Annotated in this window: 20 protein-coding genes; 3 read left to right on the top strand and 17 right to left on the bottom strand. The window is 70.0% G+C overall.

Annotated elements, in window-relative coordinates; translation table 11 throughout:
• Position 1: 1 nt before the first annotated feature.
• A complete protein-coding gene (locus tag IPZ69_RS09330; RefSeq protein ID WP_235453554.1) occupies positions 2–883 on the bottom strand; it encodes a winged helix-turn-helix domain-containing protein in 882 nt (293 codons plus the stop codon).
• Positions 884–1033: 150 nt separating this feature from the next.
• On the opposite strand from IPZ69_RS09330, the gene IPZ69_RS09325 reads away from it, so the two are divergent.
• A complete protein-coding gene (locus IPZ69_RS09325) occupies positions 1034–1222 on the top strand; it encodes a hypothetical protein (protein ID WP_235453553.1) in 189 nt (62 codons plus the stop codon).
• Here the strand turns inward: IPZ69_RS09325 and IPZ69_RS09320 are convergent.
• From IPZ69_RS09320 to IPZ69_RS09310, 3 genes are all read right to left on the bottom strand, one after another.
• Positions 1217–2134 carry a winged helix-turn-helix domain-containing protein gene (locus tag IPZ69_RS09320; RefSeq protein WP_235453552.1) on the bottom strand — a complete coding sequence of 306 codons (918 nt, stop codon included), beginning with the start codon at positions 2132–2134 and terminating at the stop codon, positions 1217–1219. The genes IPZ69_RS09325 and IPZ69_RS09320 overlap by 6 nt on opposite strands.
• A gap of 339 nt (positions 2135–2473) precedes the next feature.
• Positions 2474–3730, bottom strand: coding sequence for a GNAT family N-acetyltransferase (locus IPZ69_RS09315; protein WP_235453551.1), 1257 nt, complete (start codon positions 3728–3730; stop codon positions 2474–2476).
• A gap of 92 nt (positions 3731–3822) precedes the next feature.
• Complete coding sequence (locus tag IPZ69_RS09310; protein ID WP_235453550.1) at positions 3823–4401, bottom strand: RsiG family protein; 579 nt, start codon at positions 4399–4401, stop codon at positions 3823–3825.
• A gap of 158 nt (positions 4402–4559) precedes the next feature.
• Here IPZ69_RS09310 and dtd point away from each other — a divergent pair, with 158 nt between their 5' ends.
• A complete protein-coding gene (gene dtd / locus IPZ69_RS09305) occupies positions 4560–4985 on the top strand; it encodes a D-aminoacyl-tRNA deacylase (protein WP_235453549.1) in 426 nt (141 codons plus the stop codon).
• A 52-nt stretch (positions 4986–5037) separates the two neighbouring features.
• Here the strand turns inward: dtd and ygfZ are convergent, their stop codons facing one another.
• From ygfZ to IPZ69_RS09265, 8 genes are all read right to left on the bottom strand, one after another.
• Positions 5038–6003 carry a CAF17-like 4Fe-4S cluster assembly/insertion protein YgfZ gene (gene ygfZ / locus IPZ69_RS09300; RefSeq protein WP_235453548.1) on the bottom strand — a complete coding sequence of 322 codons (966 nt, stop codon included), beginning with the start codon at positions 6001–6003 and terminating at the stop codon, positions 5038–5040.
• 10 nt (positions 6004–6013) lie between these two features.
• Positions 6014–6451, bottom strand: a complete 438-nt coding sequence (locus IPZ69_RS09295) for a Fur family transcriptional regulator (RefSeq protein WP_235453547.1) — start codon at positions 6449–6451, stop codon at positions 6014–6016.
• A gap of 59 nt (positions 6452–6510) precedes the next feature.
• Complete coding sequence (locus IPZ69_RS09290) at positions 6511–7086, bottom strand: FABP family protein (protein WP_235453546.1); 576 nt, start codon at positions 7084–7086, stop codon at positions 6511–6513.
• A gap of 237 nt (positions 7087–7323) precedes the next feature.
• The gene (locus tag IPZ69_RS09285; RefSeq protein ID WP_235453545.1) at positions 7324–8160 is read right to left on the bottom strand and encodes a hypothetical protein; all 837 of its coding nucleotides are present in this window, start codon (positions 8158–8160) and stop codon (positions 7324–7326) included.
• Positions 8157–9038 (bottom strand): hypothetical protein, encoded by an 882-nt coding sequence (locus IPZ69_RS09280; protein ID WP_235453544.1) that lies wholly within the window; start codon positions 9036–9038, stop codon positions 8157–8159. Before IPZ69_RS09280 ends, IPZ69_RS09285 begins: the two co-directional genes overlap by 4 nt.
• The gene (locus IPZ69_RS09275) at positions 9035–9832 is read right to left on the bottom strand and encodes a hypothetical protein (protein ID WP_235453543.1); all 798 of its coding nucleotides are present in this window, start codon (positions 9830–9832) and stop codon (positions 9035–9037) included. The genes IPZ69_RS09280 and IPZ69_RS09275 overlap by 4 nt, the downstream gene beginning before the upstream one ends.
• 142 nt (positions 9833–9974) lie before the next feature.
• A complete protein-coding gene (locus tag IPZ69_RS09270; protein WP_235453542.1) occupies positions 9975–10418 on the bottom strand; it encodes a COG4315 family predicted lipoprotein in 444 nt (147 codons plus the stop codon).
• Positions 10419–10458: 40 nt separating this feature from the next.
• Positions 10459–14196, bottom strand: coding sequence for a choice-of-anchor D domain-containing protein (locus IPZ69_RS09265; protein WP_235453541.1), 3738 nt, complete (start codon positions 14194–14196; stop codon positions 10459–10461).
• A gap of 200 nt (positions 14197–14396) precedes the next feature.
• On the opposite strand from IPZ69_RS09265, the gene IPZ69_RS09260 reads away from it, so the two are divergent.
• The gene (locus IPZ69_RS09260; protein WP_235453540.1) at positions 14397–14759 is read left to right on the top strand and encodes a DsrE family protein; all 363 of its coding nucleotides are present in this window, start codon (positions 14397–14399) and stop codon (positions 14757–14759) included.
• Positions 14760–14787: 28 nt separating this feature from the next.
• Here the strand turns inward: IPZ69_RS09260 and IPZ69_RS09255 are convergent, their stop codons facing one another.
• The 5 genes from IPZ69_RS09255 to IPZ69_RS09240 all read right to left on the bottom strand — a co-directional run bounded on the left by IPZ69_RS09255 (position 14788) and on the right by IPZ69_RS09240 (position 17479).
• Complete coding sequence (locus IPZ69_RS09255) at positions 14788–15051, bottom strand: DUF3099 domain-containing protein (protein WP_235453539.1); 264 nt, start codon at positions 15049–15051, stop codon at positions 14788–14790.
• Positions 15052–15140: 89 nt separating this feature from the next.
• Positions 15141–15428, bottom strand: a complete 288-nt coding sequence (locus tag IPZ69_RS09250; protein ID WP_235453538.1) for a DUF1416 domain-containing protein — start codon at positions 15426–15428, stop codon at positions 15141–15143.
• 55 nt (positions 15429–15483) lie between these two features.
• Positions 15484–16329, bottom strand: coding sequence for a sulfurtransferase (locus tag IPZ69_RS09245; protein WP_235453537.1), 846 nt, complete (start codon positions 16327–16329; stop codon positions 15484–15486).
• 133 nt (positions 16330–16462) lie between these two features.
• Positions 16463–16543 carry an Ms5788A family Cys-rich leader peptide gene (locus tag IPZ69_RS47715; RefSeq protein WP_350751515.1) on the bottom strand — a complete coding sequence of 27 codons (81 nt, stop codon included), beginning with the start codon at positions 16541–16543 and terminating at the stop codon, positions 16463–16465.
• Between the two features lie 198 nt (positions 16544–16741).
• Complete coding sequence (locus IPZ69_RS09240; RefSeq protein ID WP_235453536.1) at positions 16742–17479, bottom strand: LmeA family phospholipid-binding protein; 738 nt, start codon at positions 17477–17479, stop codon at positions 16742–16744.
• Between the last annotated feature and the right edge of the window lie 137 nt (positions 17480–17616).

Here is a 17616-nt window from a genome sequence, read left to right as displayed (position 1 = left end):
GTCACATGGAGAGTGTCAGGTCCGTGGTGATGGTTTCCCAGAGGGCGTCGAACCACTTCTGCGATTGCTCCACGAACGCCGCGTCCCGCTGCCCGGCCCGCTTCTCGAAGGAGAAGAGCAGGGACTCGGAGCCGACCGCGTCGTACATGTCCAGCGTTCCGCTGTCGGTGGCCTCCTCGCGGCGGGTGATCATGTAGTACGCGAACAGCGCCTCCCTGCCGTTGAGCAGGTACAACTTGGCCGGCGGGGTGAAGGGCAGCGCGCGGAAGGTGACGTGCACGTCGATGTCGTGCGTGGAGCGCAGGGCCTTCAGGTTGTACTGGAGGACCTGCCCCTGGGCGTTGCGCATCGCCAGCCAGCGGTGGTGGACCGGGTCGTCGTCGCCGCGCCCCTCGACCGGGACCGGGAAGGCGAGGTTGATGTCCCGGGACGGCAGCAGGATGCGGACGTCGATCCGCTCCGGGCGGATACGGCCCTCGTGGATCAGCCGGAGGGGCTCGCCCAGGGCCGGGATCAGGCTCTGCGCGGTCAGGCAGGCCGCGTCTATGCGCACGTGCGGGGCCGAGAAGGCCTCGGCGAGCCGGGGCGCGAGGCCGACCATCGTCGGCTGGGGTTCGTCGTGGGAGGGTGCGGGTTCCGCGATCCGCGGCGGGCTGCCCCTGCTGACGCTGCTGAGGAGGCCGTCCTCCTGGAGCGACCGCAGGGCCTGGCGGACGGCGCCGCGCTCCACACCGAACTCCTCGGCGAGCTCGGCCTGGGTGGGCAGGCGGTCCCCCGCCTTCAGGTCGCCGACGCGGATGCGTTCCCGCAGGGTGTCGGCGATCTCCTGGGGCGTGAGCCTTCTGCTGGCGTCCACTGCCACGTTCTCCTGAGTCACGACCAAACGCTACAACTTTGATCCATCTTACGGGAGTTGCTTGGAAGTTGTTTATGACTGGCTGCCAAGTGGGGACAACTTAATCAGAGTTGGTTGCCAACTTGGTTGAGTTGGCGGAAGTTTTGCTTCCCTTACCAGCCCGAAGGGGGATTCATCGTGCCTGCCCTCGCTCTCCTCTCCGCCGTCTTCGTCGTCGGCTTCGAGCAGCTCGTCCAGTGGAAGTACGGCGCCACCGGCATCGTCGGCCTGCTGCTCCTCACCATAGGCATCAAGGCCAAGAGCCCGGCCGTCAGCTCCGCGGGGGCGGTGCTCCTCGCCGTCCTGCTCGCCGGGCCCGCCCTATGACGTCAGCACGAGTTCCGTACTGATCGTCTCCCACAGCGCGTTGAACCAGAGGTGGGACTGCTCCACGAACGTCGTGTCCCGCAGTCCCGCCCCCTGCTCGAAGGCGAACAGCATCGACCGCGTGCCCTCGGCGTCGTACATCTCCAGGTGCTCGTGGTCGATCTCGCGTTCGCGCCGGGTCAGGGTGTAGTACGCGAACAGCGCCTCCGTGCCGTTGAGCAGGTACAGCTTCACCGGCGGCGTGAACGGCAGCGCGCGGAAGGAAACCTGCACGTCTATGCCGTGCGTGGCGCGCAGGGCGTGCAGGTTGTGCCGCAGCACCTGGCCCTGGGCGTTGCGCTGGGCCAGCCAGCGCCGGTGCAGCAGGCCCACGGCCGAGGCGTCGTCCACCGGCGCCGGGAAGGCCAGGTCGATGTCGCGGCTGGGCAACAGGACGCGGACGTCGACCTTGGCCGGTTTCAGTCGGCCGGCATGGATCTGGCGCAGCGGTTCGCCCATCGCGAGCGTGAGCGAGACCGCGGTCAGGCACAGGGCGTCGATCTCGACGTGCGGGGCCGCGAAGGCAGCGGCCGTGCGAGCTCCGAGCGCCACCATGGTGGGCTGCGGCGGGGCCCCGGGGCCGGCATGCGGCGGATTCAGGACCGGATCCGCCGCGACCTTGGCCGGGCTGCCCTGCGTGACGTTGGTGAGCAGGTGCTCCGACCGCAGGATGCGCAGCGCCTCGCGCACGGCCCCGCGCTCCACCCCGAACTCGTCGGCCAGTTCGGCCTGGGTGGGCATGCGCTGGCCGGGCCGCAGCAGGCCGGACCTGATCCGGGTGCGCAGCTCGTCGGCCACCTCGCGATGTGACTTCTGTGGCCGCTGTGACCTCTTCCGTCCATTGACGGAGGCGTGTTCCGGCTCCACGAACAAACACTACAACTTCTCGCCATCTTGTGGCAGTTCACGGGAAGGTGGTTATGAGTCGCATCCAAGTGGAGATAAGTACATTGAAGTTGGTCGCCAACTTCAGCAACATGGTCACACTTCCCGGTGGTTGGCCCACCGGGCTCCCTTCCGGAGGGGAGCCGGGAGCCCGAAGGGCCGGCCGGCCGCGGTACCGCACCGCAGCAGCGCAGGACGCACAGCCACAACTCAAGAGCACAGCCACAACTTCATCCGCACAGCCACAACTTCACAACGGCAGCGCACAGCCACAACTTCACAGCTCGCTACGGATGAGACCGCACGGCCGTCGGGAGAAGGGAGCACTCAGAAAATGTCCGGGCACCACGGTCGCCTGGACGTGTGCATCAGGGCGTCGGCCACTCGGGCGGCGCCCTTTCGCTCTTCCTTCAGCCGCCCCAGTGCCGCGAGCCGCCCCGCCGACTCGTCGCCGAGCCACAGCGTCGCCAACGCGTCCACGTCCAGGGTGAGTTCGGCACTCCGGGTGGTCGGCGCGCAGGACGCGCCCTCGGGCGAGGCCTCCAGCAGATAGCGGCCACCGGCCAGGCCCTGCCGGTCGGTCACCTCCAGCACCAGCGTGCCGGTCCCCTCGTACGTCCGCGCCTGAAGGGCCCGTACGACATCCAGGATCCGCACCCACAGCCAGTCCCCGTGCGTCCTGATGCTCGCCGCGCGCGGGTCGGGCAGGTAGAACGGGAGCAGATCGTCCGGCGCGCGCCAGCCGCTCTCGACCTTGGTGATCCAGTCGATCGAGCAGAGGTAGTGCCACAGGGCGCGCTCGGCCGCCGGGGTCGCCCCGAGCAGCCACTTCACCTCGGCCGTGTGCTGCGGCTGCTTGCCGTCCCACCGGTCGTCGGCCTTGTACGCCACCAGGCCCTCGACCTCGCCGGCCGCCGAACGGTAGACCGCGTAGAACGGCTCGGTCCACTCGCCGCTGAACAGCCGTACGGCACCGGTGCTCGACCGCCACCACAGCTCGTCGCGGCTGACGGCGCCGGGCTGGGCGCGGCGGGCCCGCTCGTGCAGCTCGGGGCCGATCTTCCGGACCTCCTCGCCGTCCACCAGGTCGATCCGGCCGCCGTCGTCCGGGCCCGACCAGCGCGGGTCGAGGCCGGTGCGCGGGACGTCGATCGTCCACTCGGCCATCCAGGTCGCCGCACCGAAGCCGTAGCGGCCGTAGATCGGGTACTCGGCGGCGATCAGGGTGGCGACCACGTCCCCGCGCTCCTTCGCGGCCGCGAGGTCCTGGTTCATCATGCGGGTGAGCAGGCCGCGGCGACGGTGGGTGGCGGTCACGGTGACGTTGGAGACGGCGTCCGCGGGGACGGTCGCGCCGCCCACGGCCGTGATCTCCTGCGCGAAGGAGCGGAAGGTCGCCACGCACCGGCCGGCGTCGAAGGCGCCGAGCAGACGGCCGGGCACGAACTGGTTCCGCCGGGCCTCCAACTGCTCCTGCGCGACGACCGGTTCCCGCAGAAAACCGGTGTTCAGGGCACGGTTCCAGTCGGAGAACTCGGCCTCGGTGATGGCACGGACGTCGATGTCTGCGGCGGGGCTGCTCATGGGCTCACGGTAGGTGTGCGGCGCATCGGTGTCGCGCGGTTTTTCCCGCCCTCGCCTCTCGCCCGCTCTCCCGCTCGCGTGGGCCCGTCGTCTCAGATCAGCAGGTCGTCCACCTGTGCCTCGCCGTCCCGGTACCGGCGCGCGATCTCCCCGCTGCAGTCGTCGGTCGTGCGCTGCAGGTGCTGTCGGCGGGAGGAGACCCGCTGTTCGTGGCGGACGAGGCGGCCCATCGCGGTGTTCAGTTCCAGGTCCGTGCGGGCTTCGAGGTCGGAGAGCTCGACCTCGGCGAGCATGTCGGCGGCCAGCCGCTCGTACTCCTCGCTGTACGGCGTGCCGAGGGTGACGTGGCGGGCGGAGCGGTGGCGGGCCGGGGCGTCGGTGAGGATCTCCGGGAGGCGGTCCACGACGGGGGCCTCACCGGGGGCGGGCACGGAGGCCGGGCCGCGGCGGGCGAGTTCCGCGCGCAGGATGTCGATGCGCCCCTGCAGCAGCCGCCGCACGTAGCTGAGGTCCGCCTCGTCACGCTGCGCGTCCCTGCGCAGGGTGCGCAGTTCGGGCAGGCTGAGCAGGGTCAGGTCGTGCTCGGGCGGATCCTCGGGCAGCAGCGGACTCTCGCCGCGCTGCGCGGGCGGCCGGTGGGTCTCCAGCCGCCCGGTACTCGGTGTGCTCATGTGCCTCAACCGTCCCCTCGACCCGCGTACGGAAGCATCGTGCCACCCCAGCTGGCCGCTATGTGACCGAGTGCCCCCGAACGGCCCCAGATGGGGGGTTAAGGAGCAAAAATAGGCCCCTTGCGAACGAGAGTGCGCCACCCGGCATGATGGTCCGCATGCGTGCAGTGGTGCAGAGGGTGGACGGCGCGAGCGTCGTCGTGGACGGCGAGACGGTCGGGGCGATCGAGGGCGAGGGGCTGTGCGTCCTCGTCGGGGTCACCCACGACGACACCAAGGAGAAGGCGGCCCAGCTCGCCCGCAAGCTGTGGTCCATCCGCATGCTGCACGACGAGAGGTCGTGCAGCGACATCGCCGCCCCGCTCCTGGTCATCAGCCAGTTCACGCTCTACGGCGACGCCCGCAAGGGCCGCCGCCCCACCTGGAACGCCGCCGCCCCCGGCGACGTGGCCGAGCCGCTGGTCGACGAGGTGGTCGCCCAGCTGCGCTCCCTGGGCGCGACGGTGGCGACGGGCCGGTTCGGCGCGCAGATGCGGGTGTCCCTCACGAACGACGGCCCGTTCACCGTACTGATCGAGGTCTAGGACGGATCGGGGCCGAGGCTCAACGGCTCTGCAATTCCACGGCTCTACGGCTCTACGGCTCTACGACCGTCTCCTGGGCGGCCGCCGTCTCGCCCGCCATCAGCCGTGCGTCCACCGGTACGTTCCGCTTGACCAGGGCCAGCGCGATCGGGCCCAGTTCGTGGTGGCGGACGGACGTCGTGATGAAGCCGATCTTGCGGCCGTCGGGGTCGTCGTCCGCGAGGCGGATCTCCGTGCCGTGCACCGGGAGATGGACCTCGCTGCCGTCCAGGTGCAGGAACACCAGGCGGCGCGGGGGCTTGCCCAGGTTCTGCACCCGGGCGACCGTCTCCTGACCGCGGTAGCAGCCCTTCTGGAGGTGCACGGCCGTGCCGATCCAGCCCAGCTCGTGCGGGATGGTGCGGTGGTCGGTCTCGAAGCCGATGCGGGGCCGGTGCTGCTCGACGCGCAGGGCCTCGTGGGCGAGGATGCCGGCGGCCGGCCCGGCCTTCTCCGCGTACGCCTCCAGGTCAGCGCGGGGCAGGAAGAGATCACGGCCGTACGCCGTCTCGCGGACGACGACGCCCTGCGGGACCTCGGCGATCGAACCGGCCGGCAGGCTGACGACCGCGAAGTCGGCCGTGCGGTCGGCGACTTCGACGCGGTAGAAGAACTTCATCGACTCCAGGTACGCGATCAGCGCCTCCTGGGTGCCCGGCTCGACGTGGGCCCAGACCGTCGTGCCGTCGTCCACCAGGTACAGCGCGTGCTCGATGTGGCCGTGCGCCGACAGGACCAGCGCCTCGGTGGCCTGGCCCACGGGCAGTTCACTGACGTGCTGGGTGAGCAGGAGGTGCAGCCAGCTCAGCCGGTCCTCGCCGGTCACGGTGATCACGCCGCGGTGGGACAGGTCGACGAATCCGGTGCCGTCGGCGAGGGCGCGCTGCTCCCGGAACAGGTCGCCGTAGTGCGCGGCGACGCCTTCGTCCACACCCTCGGCGGGGACGGCGCCGGGCAGGGTCAGCAGGGGGCTCTTCATACGGGTAAGCCTACGACTTGGTAATCGAGGCCTTGAGTGTGCAGTCCTTGCAGCGGCCGAAGATCGCGAAATGCTTCATGTCCGTGTCGAAGCCGAAGGTTTCGCGGAGCTTGGCGGTGAAGTCGGCGACCACGTCGACGTCCGCCTCGATCACGTTCTGGCAGTCCCGGCAGACCAGGTGGATGTGGTGATGGCGGTCCGCGAGGTGGTACGTGGGCGCTCCGTGCCCCAGATGGGCGTGACTGACCAGGCCGAGCTCTTCGAGCAGCTCCAGCGTGCGGTACACGGTCGAAATGTTGACCCCCGACGCCGTCTTCCTCACTTCCACGAGGATGTCGTCGGGGGTCGCGTGCTCCAGGGTGTCCACGGCTTCGAGGACAAGCTGTCGCTGCGGCGTCAGTCGGTAGCCGCGTTGCCTCAGGTCGCTCTTCCAGTCGGTGCTCACCACACTGAAAGTCTAGGACCACCGGCGCCACGGCTCCCGCTGTCGCGCGGACTGCTTCCCGCCTACTTGAAGAAGGCGATCCCGTCGTCCGGCATGTCGTCGGGCAGGGCCTTGGCCCAGCGCTCGACCTCTTCCGGGGTGACGACCTTCTTCAGGTGGGCGGACATGTAGGGGCGCAGCTCGACCTCGGGGGTCTGCTTCTCGCCGACCCACATGAGGTCGCTCTTGACGTAGCCGTACAGCCGCTTGCCGCCGCTGTAGGGCCGGGAGGCGGCGGTGCGCGCCACCGCGTCCGTGACCAGGTCGATCTGCGGCTTCTTGTCGGCGAGGTCGCCGTACCAGATTTCGATGACGCCATCGTCGCGGGTCATCGTGACCTCGACCTTGCGGCCGGCGTCGATCCGCCAGAAGCCGGACTCCGACTCCAACGGGCGGACCTTGTTCCCGTCGTTGTCCAGCACCCAGGTGTGGGACCGGTACTCCAGGAAGTCCCGGCCGTCATGGGTGAAGGTGACCTCCTGCCCGAAGTTGCACTTCTCTGAGCCGGGGAAGTCGTGCACACCCGCGCCGGCCCAGTTGCCGAGCAGGAAGGCGAGCGGAACCAGGTCCTTGTGGAGGTCGGACGGGATCTCGATCATGAGCGGCAGCTTTTTCCTAAGGTGTGGGTCAGCGCTGGCCCTGGTACAGCTTCTTCACGGTCAGACCGGCGAAGGCGAGGACGCCGACGCAGACCAGGACCAGCAGGGTTTCGAAGAAGATCTCCACGGGTGCTCCTCGGTTGAGCAGGTGCGGTACGTACACAGGACCGGGCCCCAGCTTACGCGGCCGGGGCCCGGCCCTCCCTGCGAGGTGGGCCCTGGGCCCTGTCGTCGGGGTCAGTCGAGCAGCTCGCTCTGCAGGACCACGGTCTGCTGGAACGGGACGGCGGCGGCGGTGCCCTTGCGGGACTGGACGACCACGGCGATGACGTCCCCGGCGCGGACGTAGGCCTGCCGGACGTGCTCGGCGCCGTACGGCTTCACCTCGTCGTAGGCGTGGCGCTGGACGTCCTCGATGTCGGCGGCGCTCGGGTAGCCGTCGTCGAACTCGGTCGCGGCGGCGCCGCGCGCGGCGAACACGGGCGAGTCGTACCCCGTGAACTTCCCGTAGACGGTGTCGGCCACCGTTCCCGTGTCGAACTGCAGCAGGTAGATGCGGGTGTGCGTGCCGTCCGTGGTGGTCCAGCCACGGGCCGCCACGTGCCGCAACCCGTAGTCGACGAACAGCTGGTTCGCGTCGTCCCGGTCCCCCTGCGCCTGGAACACCGCCAGGAAGTCCTTCGTGGCCAGCCAGCCGTCCCTGACCCGCAGCCCCTTGTCGTCCGTCGCCCCCCGGGGCGCGGGCAGCAGCAGCGCGCGCAGGTCCGCGAAGTGGGACTTGGCCCAGTTCGTCTTGGCCAACGGCCTCGGGCTGCCGGACGGCAGCGGCGGCCTGGTGATCTCCGGGTACGCCCAGCGCCCGTCCGACTCGGTGGCGAGACCGGGCACGTCGGTGCGGTCCATACGCGTGATCCCGTACGCCGTGCCCGCCCCGAGCGCGGCGAACACCGTGACGACGGCGGTCCACCGAAGTACGGCGCGCAAGGCGCGGCGGTCCCTTGCGGGGGCCTGCGGGTCGGGCGGCTCGGCGGCCGGCTGAGAGGTGTCCGCCGCCGTCTGCGGTTGATCGGTCATACGGCCTGTCCCGGGTCGTCGATGCGGTCGAGTTGTGCGGCGAAGAACTTGGCGACGAACTTCCCGTCGACCGGGTCCGGCGCGTCCGCCGTGGCGCTGACCAGTACGTTTCCGACGTAGGCGGTGCAGAACGCGCTGCCCAGGTCGTCGTCGCCGCCCTTGGGCGTCAGGAAGCACCGCGCATCCTTGTGGCCCTCGATCCTCGGGCCCTTGCGGAAGACGTCCGTGGCGGCGAGGAACGCGTTGAAGGAGGTCGCCATCCGGCGCACGGCGGTGCGGTTGTCCAGGCGCTCCACCGTGACACCGATCGTGATCGTGTCCCTGTTGTTGAAGGCGGCTCGGCCGAAGACATAGCTCCGCATCGCGATGCCCCGGATGCGCTGCTTGTCGATCAGCTTCTCCAGTTCCCGGCGTGTGGCACCGGGCAGGTCCTTGAGCGACTCCTTGCGCACGGCGGTGGCCTGCGCCCCGCTGAGCTCGGCGTCGGCGCCGAACTCCTGGACGTCAGGTCCGCGCCGCGAGTCGTCGGTTCCGAACGGCAGGAGCAGCGCGCTGAGCGCCGACCCGGACTTCGTGTCGTCCTTCGCGGACTTCTCGTCGTCCTCGGCGGCCGCCGGAAACCTCCACGTGGGCCTGCCGGGGTCGCGGTCCGCGTCCTGCACGGTCAGGACGGTGTAGCCGACGCCGCCGATCAGCAGCGCGCCGACGAGCACCAGAGGGCCGGCCACGGCGGCGATACGGCCGGTGCGGACGGTGCGGACGGGCTTGCCTGCGCCGGACTCGGCAACAGTCCCGGCCGCGCCGCTCTCGATGATCTCGGGGATCTCGGGGATCTCGGGGATCTCGGGGATCTCGGAGGTCTCGGGGTTCTCGCTCACAGCCGCCCCAACTGCCGCTCGGCCAGTTCCATGATCTCCGCCTTGGGTATCGGCCTGCTGTCGTAGATCTCGATCTCCATGCAGACATCGCCCCGCCAGGCATACGCCTGGGCCGTGTACAGCGGGAGGTAGCCCGCCTTCCGGTCGGGTGTGTCCTGCACGAACGCCATCCCGTTCCCGTCCCCGGTGCCGGGGACGGGCCAGCTGCGAGCGTCGCCCCGGTGCTCGGCCCAGTAGGAGCCGTTCGCGGCCCACTCGGACGCCGCCGGCTTGTTCTCCTGCCGGAACTGCACGAGGTGGATCTCGACGTTGTGCGCGTCGCCCAGCCGCCACGAGGTGGCGGCCACGCGGCGGATCTCGTCGTCGACGAGGTTGTTGAACGCGTTGCCCGGCCTCTCGTAACTGTCCGCGTACGCGGCGAGGTCCACCCAGCCGTCGGCGTCCACCACGTACCTCGTGTCCCGGGCTCCCTTGGGCCGCGGAACGAGAAGCTTGCGCAGGTCGCCGTCGGTCCTGACCCGGCGGTCCTGCGCGGCCGACAGCGGCTCGGCCTCGCCCTTGGCCTGGTCGACCACGGGCTGCGAGAGCGGGGGCAGCGCGGTGGGCTCGCGTCCGGCCTGGATCAGAAAGCCGGTGCAGGCGCCTGTGACGACGCCGAGTACGGCGGCCGCGGCGATCATCAGCGTCGTGCGGCCCCGCCGCCGGAGGAGCGGCGCAAAGGCCTGCGGCGACTCGGCCGCCCGCTCCGCCTCGGCGGTCGCCCCCGCCGCCTCGACCGGGCCTATCGCCCCCACCGCTCCGACTTCTTCTTCCGCTCTCTCGGGTACTTCCAAGACGTCCCCCCACACAGCGTGAAGCGCGCATTCCGTGTGCGCGCTTCACAGAGACTCTCGGGTAACACCCGTGGTTGTACGGGAGTTCGGTTACGACTTGATGTCACCCCCCTGGTGTCGCCGGGACATTGGGCGGCTGGATCACATGCCAGTGGAGGGTCACTCCGTTGGCGTCGACCGGCTGCTCGTCCGCGGCGTATGTGTAGAGAGGCGAACCGTCGTAGGTGACCTGATCGCCGCCGTCGGGGCGGGAGATGGTGCCGAGCGTGCCGACGATGCCGGGCGGCAGCCGGAGTTCGGTGCCGGGTCGGGTGAGGAGTGGCTTACGGGTGTCCGTGCAGGTCGTGACACAGGCGACGGTGCCGCCCTCCTCGCGGTCGTAGCGGTAGAGCGTGTGTCCGTCCGGGGCCGTGAGGACGCGGCCCAGGGCGTCCGTGTCCGCGACCATGACGGTCAGCGGCGGGGGCGTGGGTGCTGCCGCGGGGTGTTGCTGCGGGGCCGCGCCCATGCAGGACGCGACGGCCAGTGCGGCCAGCAAGGGAGTCATCGGTCTCTGCATCGTGCTCTCTCTCCAGCCCACCGGAGCCTCAGTAGGCGATCTTGACGTCGCTGAGGACCGTGTGATTGTCCGTGTATCCGCCGGTGGCCCCGCTGAACCCGACCCGTACGTTCTGGGGCAGGGTCACCGCGGTGTCGATGATCTGTTTGCCGTCCAGGCTGACCAGCAGGTGCCCGGCGGCCACGCTCACGTCGACCGCGTGGGTACCGGACCGCAGGGAAGGAATCGCGGTCGAGGTGGCCGTGTACTGCAGTGTGTCGCCGGTACCGCCGACGGCCACTCCGACGAAGTTGCTCGAAGGGTCGTTGCCGTTGCGAAAGGTGTCCAGGGCGACGGCGATGCCCGGCAGTCCCGCATAACCGAGGCCGCCGCCGCCCGCGCCCAGCGACGTGGGGGGCGCCTTGGCGGGATCGAGCAGGAGGAAGGTCATACCGTCGGCGCCGCTCCCTCCGCCGATCGAAGCGGTGAAGTGCGCCTGCAGCCGCGCCGACGGTACGGCGGTGGCCTGGAGGGCGGACCCCTTGGTGTTCGCATCCGTCTTGGTGAGCACCAGGTTGGTGCCGGACAGCCCGGCCGAGCCGTTGAAGGTCCAACCGTTGGGCCCGGGCGGCGGCACCGCGTACGTGGGGGCGGTGATGCTCACGTTCCGGACCGTGTGGATGTCGGTGAGCCCGCCGGTGCCGCCGGTGAAGGCCAGCAGGGCCGTGGGGCCGAGCGAGGGCACCGCGGTCCGCAGCAGCTGCGTGCCGTCCATGGTGACCGTCAAGGTGGTTCCGGTGACGGAGACGGAAACGGCGTGGGTGCCCGAGCGCAGGTCGGGCACGGCGGTGGTGGTCGCCGCGTAGGTGAGGTTGTCGCCGCTTGACGCGGTGGCGATGCCGACGAAGTTCGCCGACGGTTCGGACCCGTTGCGGAACGTGTCGAAGGTGACCGCGACGCCCGGTTGTCCCGACCAGCCGAGGCCCCCTCCCGTGCCGCCGAGCGCGCTCGGGGTGGTCCTGGCCGGGTCCAGGAGGCTGAAGGTCAGGCCGTCGGCGCCGCCCCCGCCGCCGATGACGGTCGTGAACTGCGCCTTGAGGCCGTCGGTGACCACCGGGACGGGGAAGACCGCGGAGCCCGCCTGGTTGCTCGCGGCCTGGGTGAGCTGGAGGTCGTTGCCGGAGAGCTGCGCGGATCCGTTGAGCTTCCAGCCGCCGGCCGATGGCGCCGGGACGGTGACCCCGGTGCCGGCCGTGGTTCCCGTACCGGTCAGCGTCTCGTTCTGCGGGCCGCGGCCGTCGTCCGAGGTGAGCAGGTAGGTGCCGGTGGCGGCACCGGCGGATGTCGGGGAGAAGGTGACGGCCTGGTGCACCACGTCCTCCGGGCCGATGACCTGACCCTCGCTGAGCGGGTTGCTGACCTGGAACGGAGCCGTGGGCGGTGCCGCCTTGGTGATGGTGAGCGGGATGTTGCCCGTGTTGCTGATGTCGAAGGTCCTGGTGACCGACTGTCCGACCGGTACCTGCCCGAAGTCGGTGGAGGTGGGCGTGACCGTCAGCCGCGCCTGGCCGACCACCGCCGTGCCGGTCAGGTTCACGGTCGCCGTGCCGTTCTGCCCGGTGACCGAGAGCGTCCCGGCGTTGTCGCCGGCGGCCGTCGGGGTGTACTTCACCTGGACGGTGACGGACTGCTGGGGCTGGACGACGGTGCCGGCCGCGGGCAGACCGGTGACGCCGAAGGGGGCGCTCGGCGGACTGGTGGCCGAGATCGTCTCGGCCTCGGTGCCGGTGTTGGTGAAGCTCACGCCCAGGGTCTTGGAGGTGCCGGTGGCCACCGTGCCGAAGGCCAGCGCGGCCGGGACGGCCTTGAGGCCGGACTGGACGCCGTATCCGGTCAGGCCGAGCCCGATCGTGCCGGCATCGGTGGTGAAGTTCAGCACCGAACTGTCCGCCCCGGACGTCGTCGGTGAGAACGAGACCGACACCGAGTACGTGTCGCCGGCGTGCAGCGTCGCCGGAAGACCGGTGGGTGCGGCGGAGAACCTGCTGCCCGACTGCGTGGACACCGCTGTGACGGTCACGTCACGGGTCGCGGTGACGGTGGCCGTGGCCTTGCCGGTACTGCCCACCTGTACCTTCCCGAAGTCGACCGGGTTGCCGGTCAGCGCGGTACTCGACGGACGGCCGAAGGCGAGCACATGGCCGTCCTTCGTGCCGACGTAGACCCGTCCGCCGTCGGTGGCGGGCACGGTGAACTTGGACGCGACGCCGATCGGGCCGGACCAGCGCAGCTTCATCGTTCCGTTCACCGGCACGGCGTCGTAGGCCCGCAGCTGGCCGTTGCCGCCGTTCGGGTAGACGACCCAGACGAGGGCGGAACCGGGTGTGGTGCCGGTGGAGGTGACCACCGGCGAGCCCGTGGTGTAGTCGAAGTTGCCGGTACTCGCGCCCGCACTGGACAGCGCGGGCAGTCCCGAGCCCGTGACTCCGTAGGCGAAGGCCCGCAGCGGGCCGTGGCTGCCGACCGTGTACACATAGCCGCCCTCGCCCCCGTACGCGGCCGGGTGCCCCCAGACGCCCTCGTACGGACCGAAGTTGCCGAGCACCCCGTCGGTACCGCCGGGCCCTTGGCTGCGGCCGCCGAGGTTGTCCCGGTCGAGGAGGAAGAGCCGGCCGTCCTTGCCGATCTGCACCATGAGGTGGGGATGCTGACTCGTGCCGAAGGGCGAGCCGGGCAGCGCGACCGGGCCCCCCGAGCCGAGGTCGGTGTCGTTCTGGTCGAGCAGCGGGGCGTTGGTGGGGCTGAAGAAGTCCTGGGCGGACATCGTGCCGTCGCTGTTGACGCCCAGCCGCACCACCGACTCGGCGAGCTGGCCCGGAGGCTTCGAGCCGGGGCCGGGCGCGGGGGAGACCCCGTTGCCGGTGGTGAAGAAGATCCTCCCGGGCCCGTCGGAGACCAGGCCGCCGCCGCTCATCCAGATGCCGGCCATGCCGTTGGCGGCGGAGTCCTCGGTGGCCCACAGCGTGGTCGCGCGGGTCGTGGTGTTGACGCCCAGCACATAGCCGACGTAGGTGCCGAGGTCGCAGTACGAGGCGAAGCCCGCGTAGACCGATCCGTTCATCAGGAGCAGGCCGGGGCGCTGGGCGGCGCTGTACGCGTTGAACGGGTGGGCGGGGTCGTTCACCGGAGCGCCCTGCACCTTCACCGGCCAGCCGCCGCGCTCGGCGCCGGTGGCCGCGTCGAGGGCGTGGATGTACCAGCTGGGATGCTTGGTGTCGGGACCGTCATTGACCCTCGCGGTGAGGTAGACGGTCTTGGTGGCCGGGTCGTACACGGGGGTCGAGGTCACCCCGATGTTGGGCGTCAGATCACCGCAACCGATGGCCGAGGCCGGCCATGGCGCACCGAAGTCCCTCGTCCAGTTGATCTTTCCGGTCGCCGAGTCCAGTCCGTAGGCCTTGTTGTTCTCGGTGGCGGCGACGACGGTCTTTCCGGCCACCAGGGGCTGGGCGTAGACCTGGCCGTCCACGGCGGTGGAGAACTGCTGGCCGAAGTCGGAGCTGGACACCTGGGAGGGCGCCAGACCGGGCTCGTCGGAGTCCCAGCCGGTACGGAGCGTGTCGGTCGAGACCGTCGTCACGTCGGCGCGCGCCGGCGAGGCCGTCAGCAGCGGCAACGCTCCTGACGCCACGGGCAACAGACAGGCCGTCAGCAATGCGGTCAGGAACCCCGGCAGCCGACGGCCCGTCAGCCGCAGGCGGGTCACCGGTCTGCGCGTGCGGTTCATACACCAACCTCGGAACGCGATATGAGAGGGCGGAGACAGGTTCGTTCCGCCGGTCCTCATGATCGGCCGGAGGGGTCACCATCCGTTCGATACCGGTCCACCCGCCCGCCGTTGTCCACCCGGACGGGCCAAGGAGCGCCGCCGCTCGAAAGAAGCACCACCGGCCTGGAGCCGGTGAGAACGCGCATTACTCTTCCGGCATGGCGAAGAAGCTCGTGATCAAGGTGACAGCGGGGGCCGATGCTCCCGAACGCTGCTCTCAGGCGTTCACGGTCGCGGCCGTGGCCGTGGCCAGTGGGGTGCCGGTCTCGCTGTGGCTGACCGGTGAGTCCTCGTGGTTCGCGCTGCCGGGACGGGCCGCCGAGTTCGAGCTGCCGCACGCGGCCCCGCTGCCCGACCTGCTCGACTCGATCCTGGCCGGCGGCGGCGTGACGCTGTGCACGCAGTGCGCGGCCCGCCGCGAGATCACGGAGAAGGACGTCATCGAGGGCGTACGGATCGCGGGCGCGCAGGTCTTCGTGCAGGAGATCATGGGGGACGACACCCAGGCCCTCGTCTACTGAGACCGGTACGGGAACGGCCGCCCAGGCCCTAGGACCGCGGCCGTTTCTTGCCGTCCAGCTCGTCCCACCACTCGTCCGACTGGGGATCGCCCGACGGGTCGTCCCACCAGCGGTCGTCGGGTCCCCGCCGGTTGGCGACCATCGCGGCCACCGGCGGGATGATCATGGCCACCACGCACATGCCCACGGCCGCGGGAATCGACCACAGACGCACGACCGCCCATGCCAGGACGAAGAGCGTGACGCAGGTCCCCATCATGGCGAAGTACAGGTGCCGTCGCCGTGCGTACATGCCTCCAGCGTAGGCCCGAGCATGCCGAAGGGCCGCGCCCGAGAGGTGTCCAACCCGGTGGGCGCGGCCCTTCAGCCGTACGGGGTCCGTCAGACCGCGATCGCGACCTCGGCCAGCCCGCCGTGCTGGGCGACGACCGTGCGGTCGGCGGTGGCGCCGGGGACGAGGGCGCGCAGGGTCCAGGTGCCCTCGGCCGCGTAGAAGCGGAACTGTCCGGTGGCGGAGGTCGGGACCTCCGCGGTGAACTCGCCGGTCGAGTCGAGGAGACGGACGTAGCCGACCACGGGCTCACCGTCGCGGGTCACCTGACCCTGGATCGTGGTCTCACCGGGCTTGATCGTCGAGGGGTCCGGGCCGCCGGCCTTCGCTCCACACATGTCTTACTCCTGAAGAAGGGGCTGAAGAGGGGTCTAGAGAGGTCGGTCGGAGGTCCTACTTGTTGGCGCCGAGCTCGATCGGCACGCCGACGAGGGAGCCGTACTCCGTCCAGGAGCCGTCGTAGTTCTTCACGTTCTGCACGCCCAGCAGCTCGTGCAGCACGAACCAGGTCAGCGCGGAGCGCTCACCGATGCGGCAGTAGGCGATGGTGTCCTTGGCCAGGTCGACGCTCTCCTCGACGTAGAGCTCCTTGAGCTCGTCGTCCGACTTGAAGGTGCCGTCGTCGTTGGCGTTCTTGGACCACGGGATGTTGCGGGCGGTCGGCACGTGGCCGGGGCGCTGGGACTGCTCCTGCGGCAGGTGCGCCGGGGCGAGCAGCTTGCCGGAGAACTCGTCGGGCGAACGGACGTCGACCAGGTTGTCCGAGCCGATCGCGGCGACGACCTCGTCGCGGAAGGCGCGGATGGAGACGTCCTGCGCCTTGGCCTTGTAGTCGGTGGCGGCGCGCTCGGGCACGTCGGTGCCGTCGACCAGCTCGCGGGCGTCCAGCTCCCACTTCTTGCGGCCGCCGTCGAGGAGCTTGACGTTCTCGTGGCCGTACAGCTTGAAGTACCAGTAGGCGTACGAGGCGAACCAGTTGTTGTTGCCGCCGTACAGGATCACCAGGGTGTCGTTGGCGATGCCCTTCTTCGACAGGAGCTTCTCGAAGCCCTCCTGGTCGACGAAGTCGCGGCGGACCGGGTCCTGAAGGTCCTTGGTCCAGTCGATCCGGATGGCGTTCTTGATGTGGTTCTTCTCGTAGGCGGACGTGTCCTCGTCCACCTCGACGACGGCGATGTTCGAGTCGTCCAGGTGCTCCTGAAGCCAGTCGGCGTCGACCAGGACGTCGCTGCGGCTCATGCTCTTCTCCTCCGGGGCAGTTGCGGCGGGGCGTGCGAATGTGAGGGTGCGGACTCCGGCTCGGGCCGGGGGCGGCGCACGGGTGCCCTTCCAGCAGGGCGGGCGAGGGATGCGGAAAGACGCGGGTTTCCGCTCAGAAGGGGCGACAGAGCATGGCGGCAACGCGGCACAGGTCTACTGCCCGCCGCTTCGTGAGATCCGCCTGTCGCTTCATGCGGTCGATCGTAGGGACGGACAGCGGGGCGTGTCACCGGCGTGTCGTATTTTGAGATGCGATCGTCCACGATGTGAGAACAGATGAGCGCCCGGGGTGCCGCCGCACGGCTCCCGGGCGCTCGTTTCGCGCCACACAGCTACGGTACGGACGTGGGCGTCTCGCCCTTCGGACGGCCCGCGTCCATCACCGCGTTTCCTACCCGGCCAGCTTGACGTGGGAACCCTTCACGGTGATGTCCACGCCGTCCTGCGCCGCCTGCACCTTGTCCAGCTGGATCCCGCCCGGCAGCTGGTCGATGGCCTGCTGGAAGTCGGTGATCTCCCGGACCCGGTTCTCGGCGAGGTCGATGCCGCCGAGGCTCGGCATGTTGTCGGCGTGCACCTTGACCTTGTTGTCCTGGACGGTGACCGAGCTGAGCACGGAGAGCGTCTTCTGCAGCTTGAGGGCCGGGACCTTGACCTCCACCGCGACCTTGATCTTGCCGTTGCCGCCGTCGGAGAGGCCGACCACGCGGGCGGTGACGCCGGGGGCGACCGGGGTCGGCTCGGACTTCGCCGTCTTCAGCAACTCGTCGTAGGAGACGGTCGCGGTGCCGGTGGCGGTGGCCGCGGTGGCGGAGCTGTAGTCGCCGGAGAACTCGACGCCCTTCATATGGGCCTGCAGATCGTCGATCCGGATCTTCTCGGCGCCGTTGCCGGTGGCCGCCTCGTAGTCCTTGATGCCGACCTCGACGTCGTCGAGCGAGCCGCCCGCGACCTGGGTGAGGAAGGGGAAGCCCTTGATGGACACGTCCGGGGTGGCGGCCAGGTTCTCCGTCGTCCGCAGCTTGTCCGCGGCCTCGCCCTCCGCGAAGTGGACCGCGACGCGGTCGGCGATCACGAACAGACCGCCGATGATCACGACGACGATCAGGAATATTCGCAGGGCGCGCATTGTGGTGTTCCCCCGGCTAGGCGGTCGGCTGACTTCAACCGTATCCGCGCGCGGCGCGGCCGCCGGGTATTTGTCGATCACCTGTGACAGGCGGCACCGGACGCCGCCCGGGACGGCGGCGGGTGACGGGCGGGCCC

This window comes from Streptomyces olivochromogenes (genome assembly GCF_021538895.1).
Lineage (GTDB): Bacteria > Actinomycetota > Actinomycetes > Streptomycetales > Streptomycetaceae > Streptomyces > Streptomyces olivochromogenes_A.
This window is presented reverse-complemented; position numbering and strand designations above follow the sequence as displayed.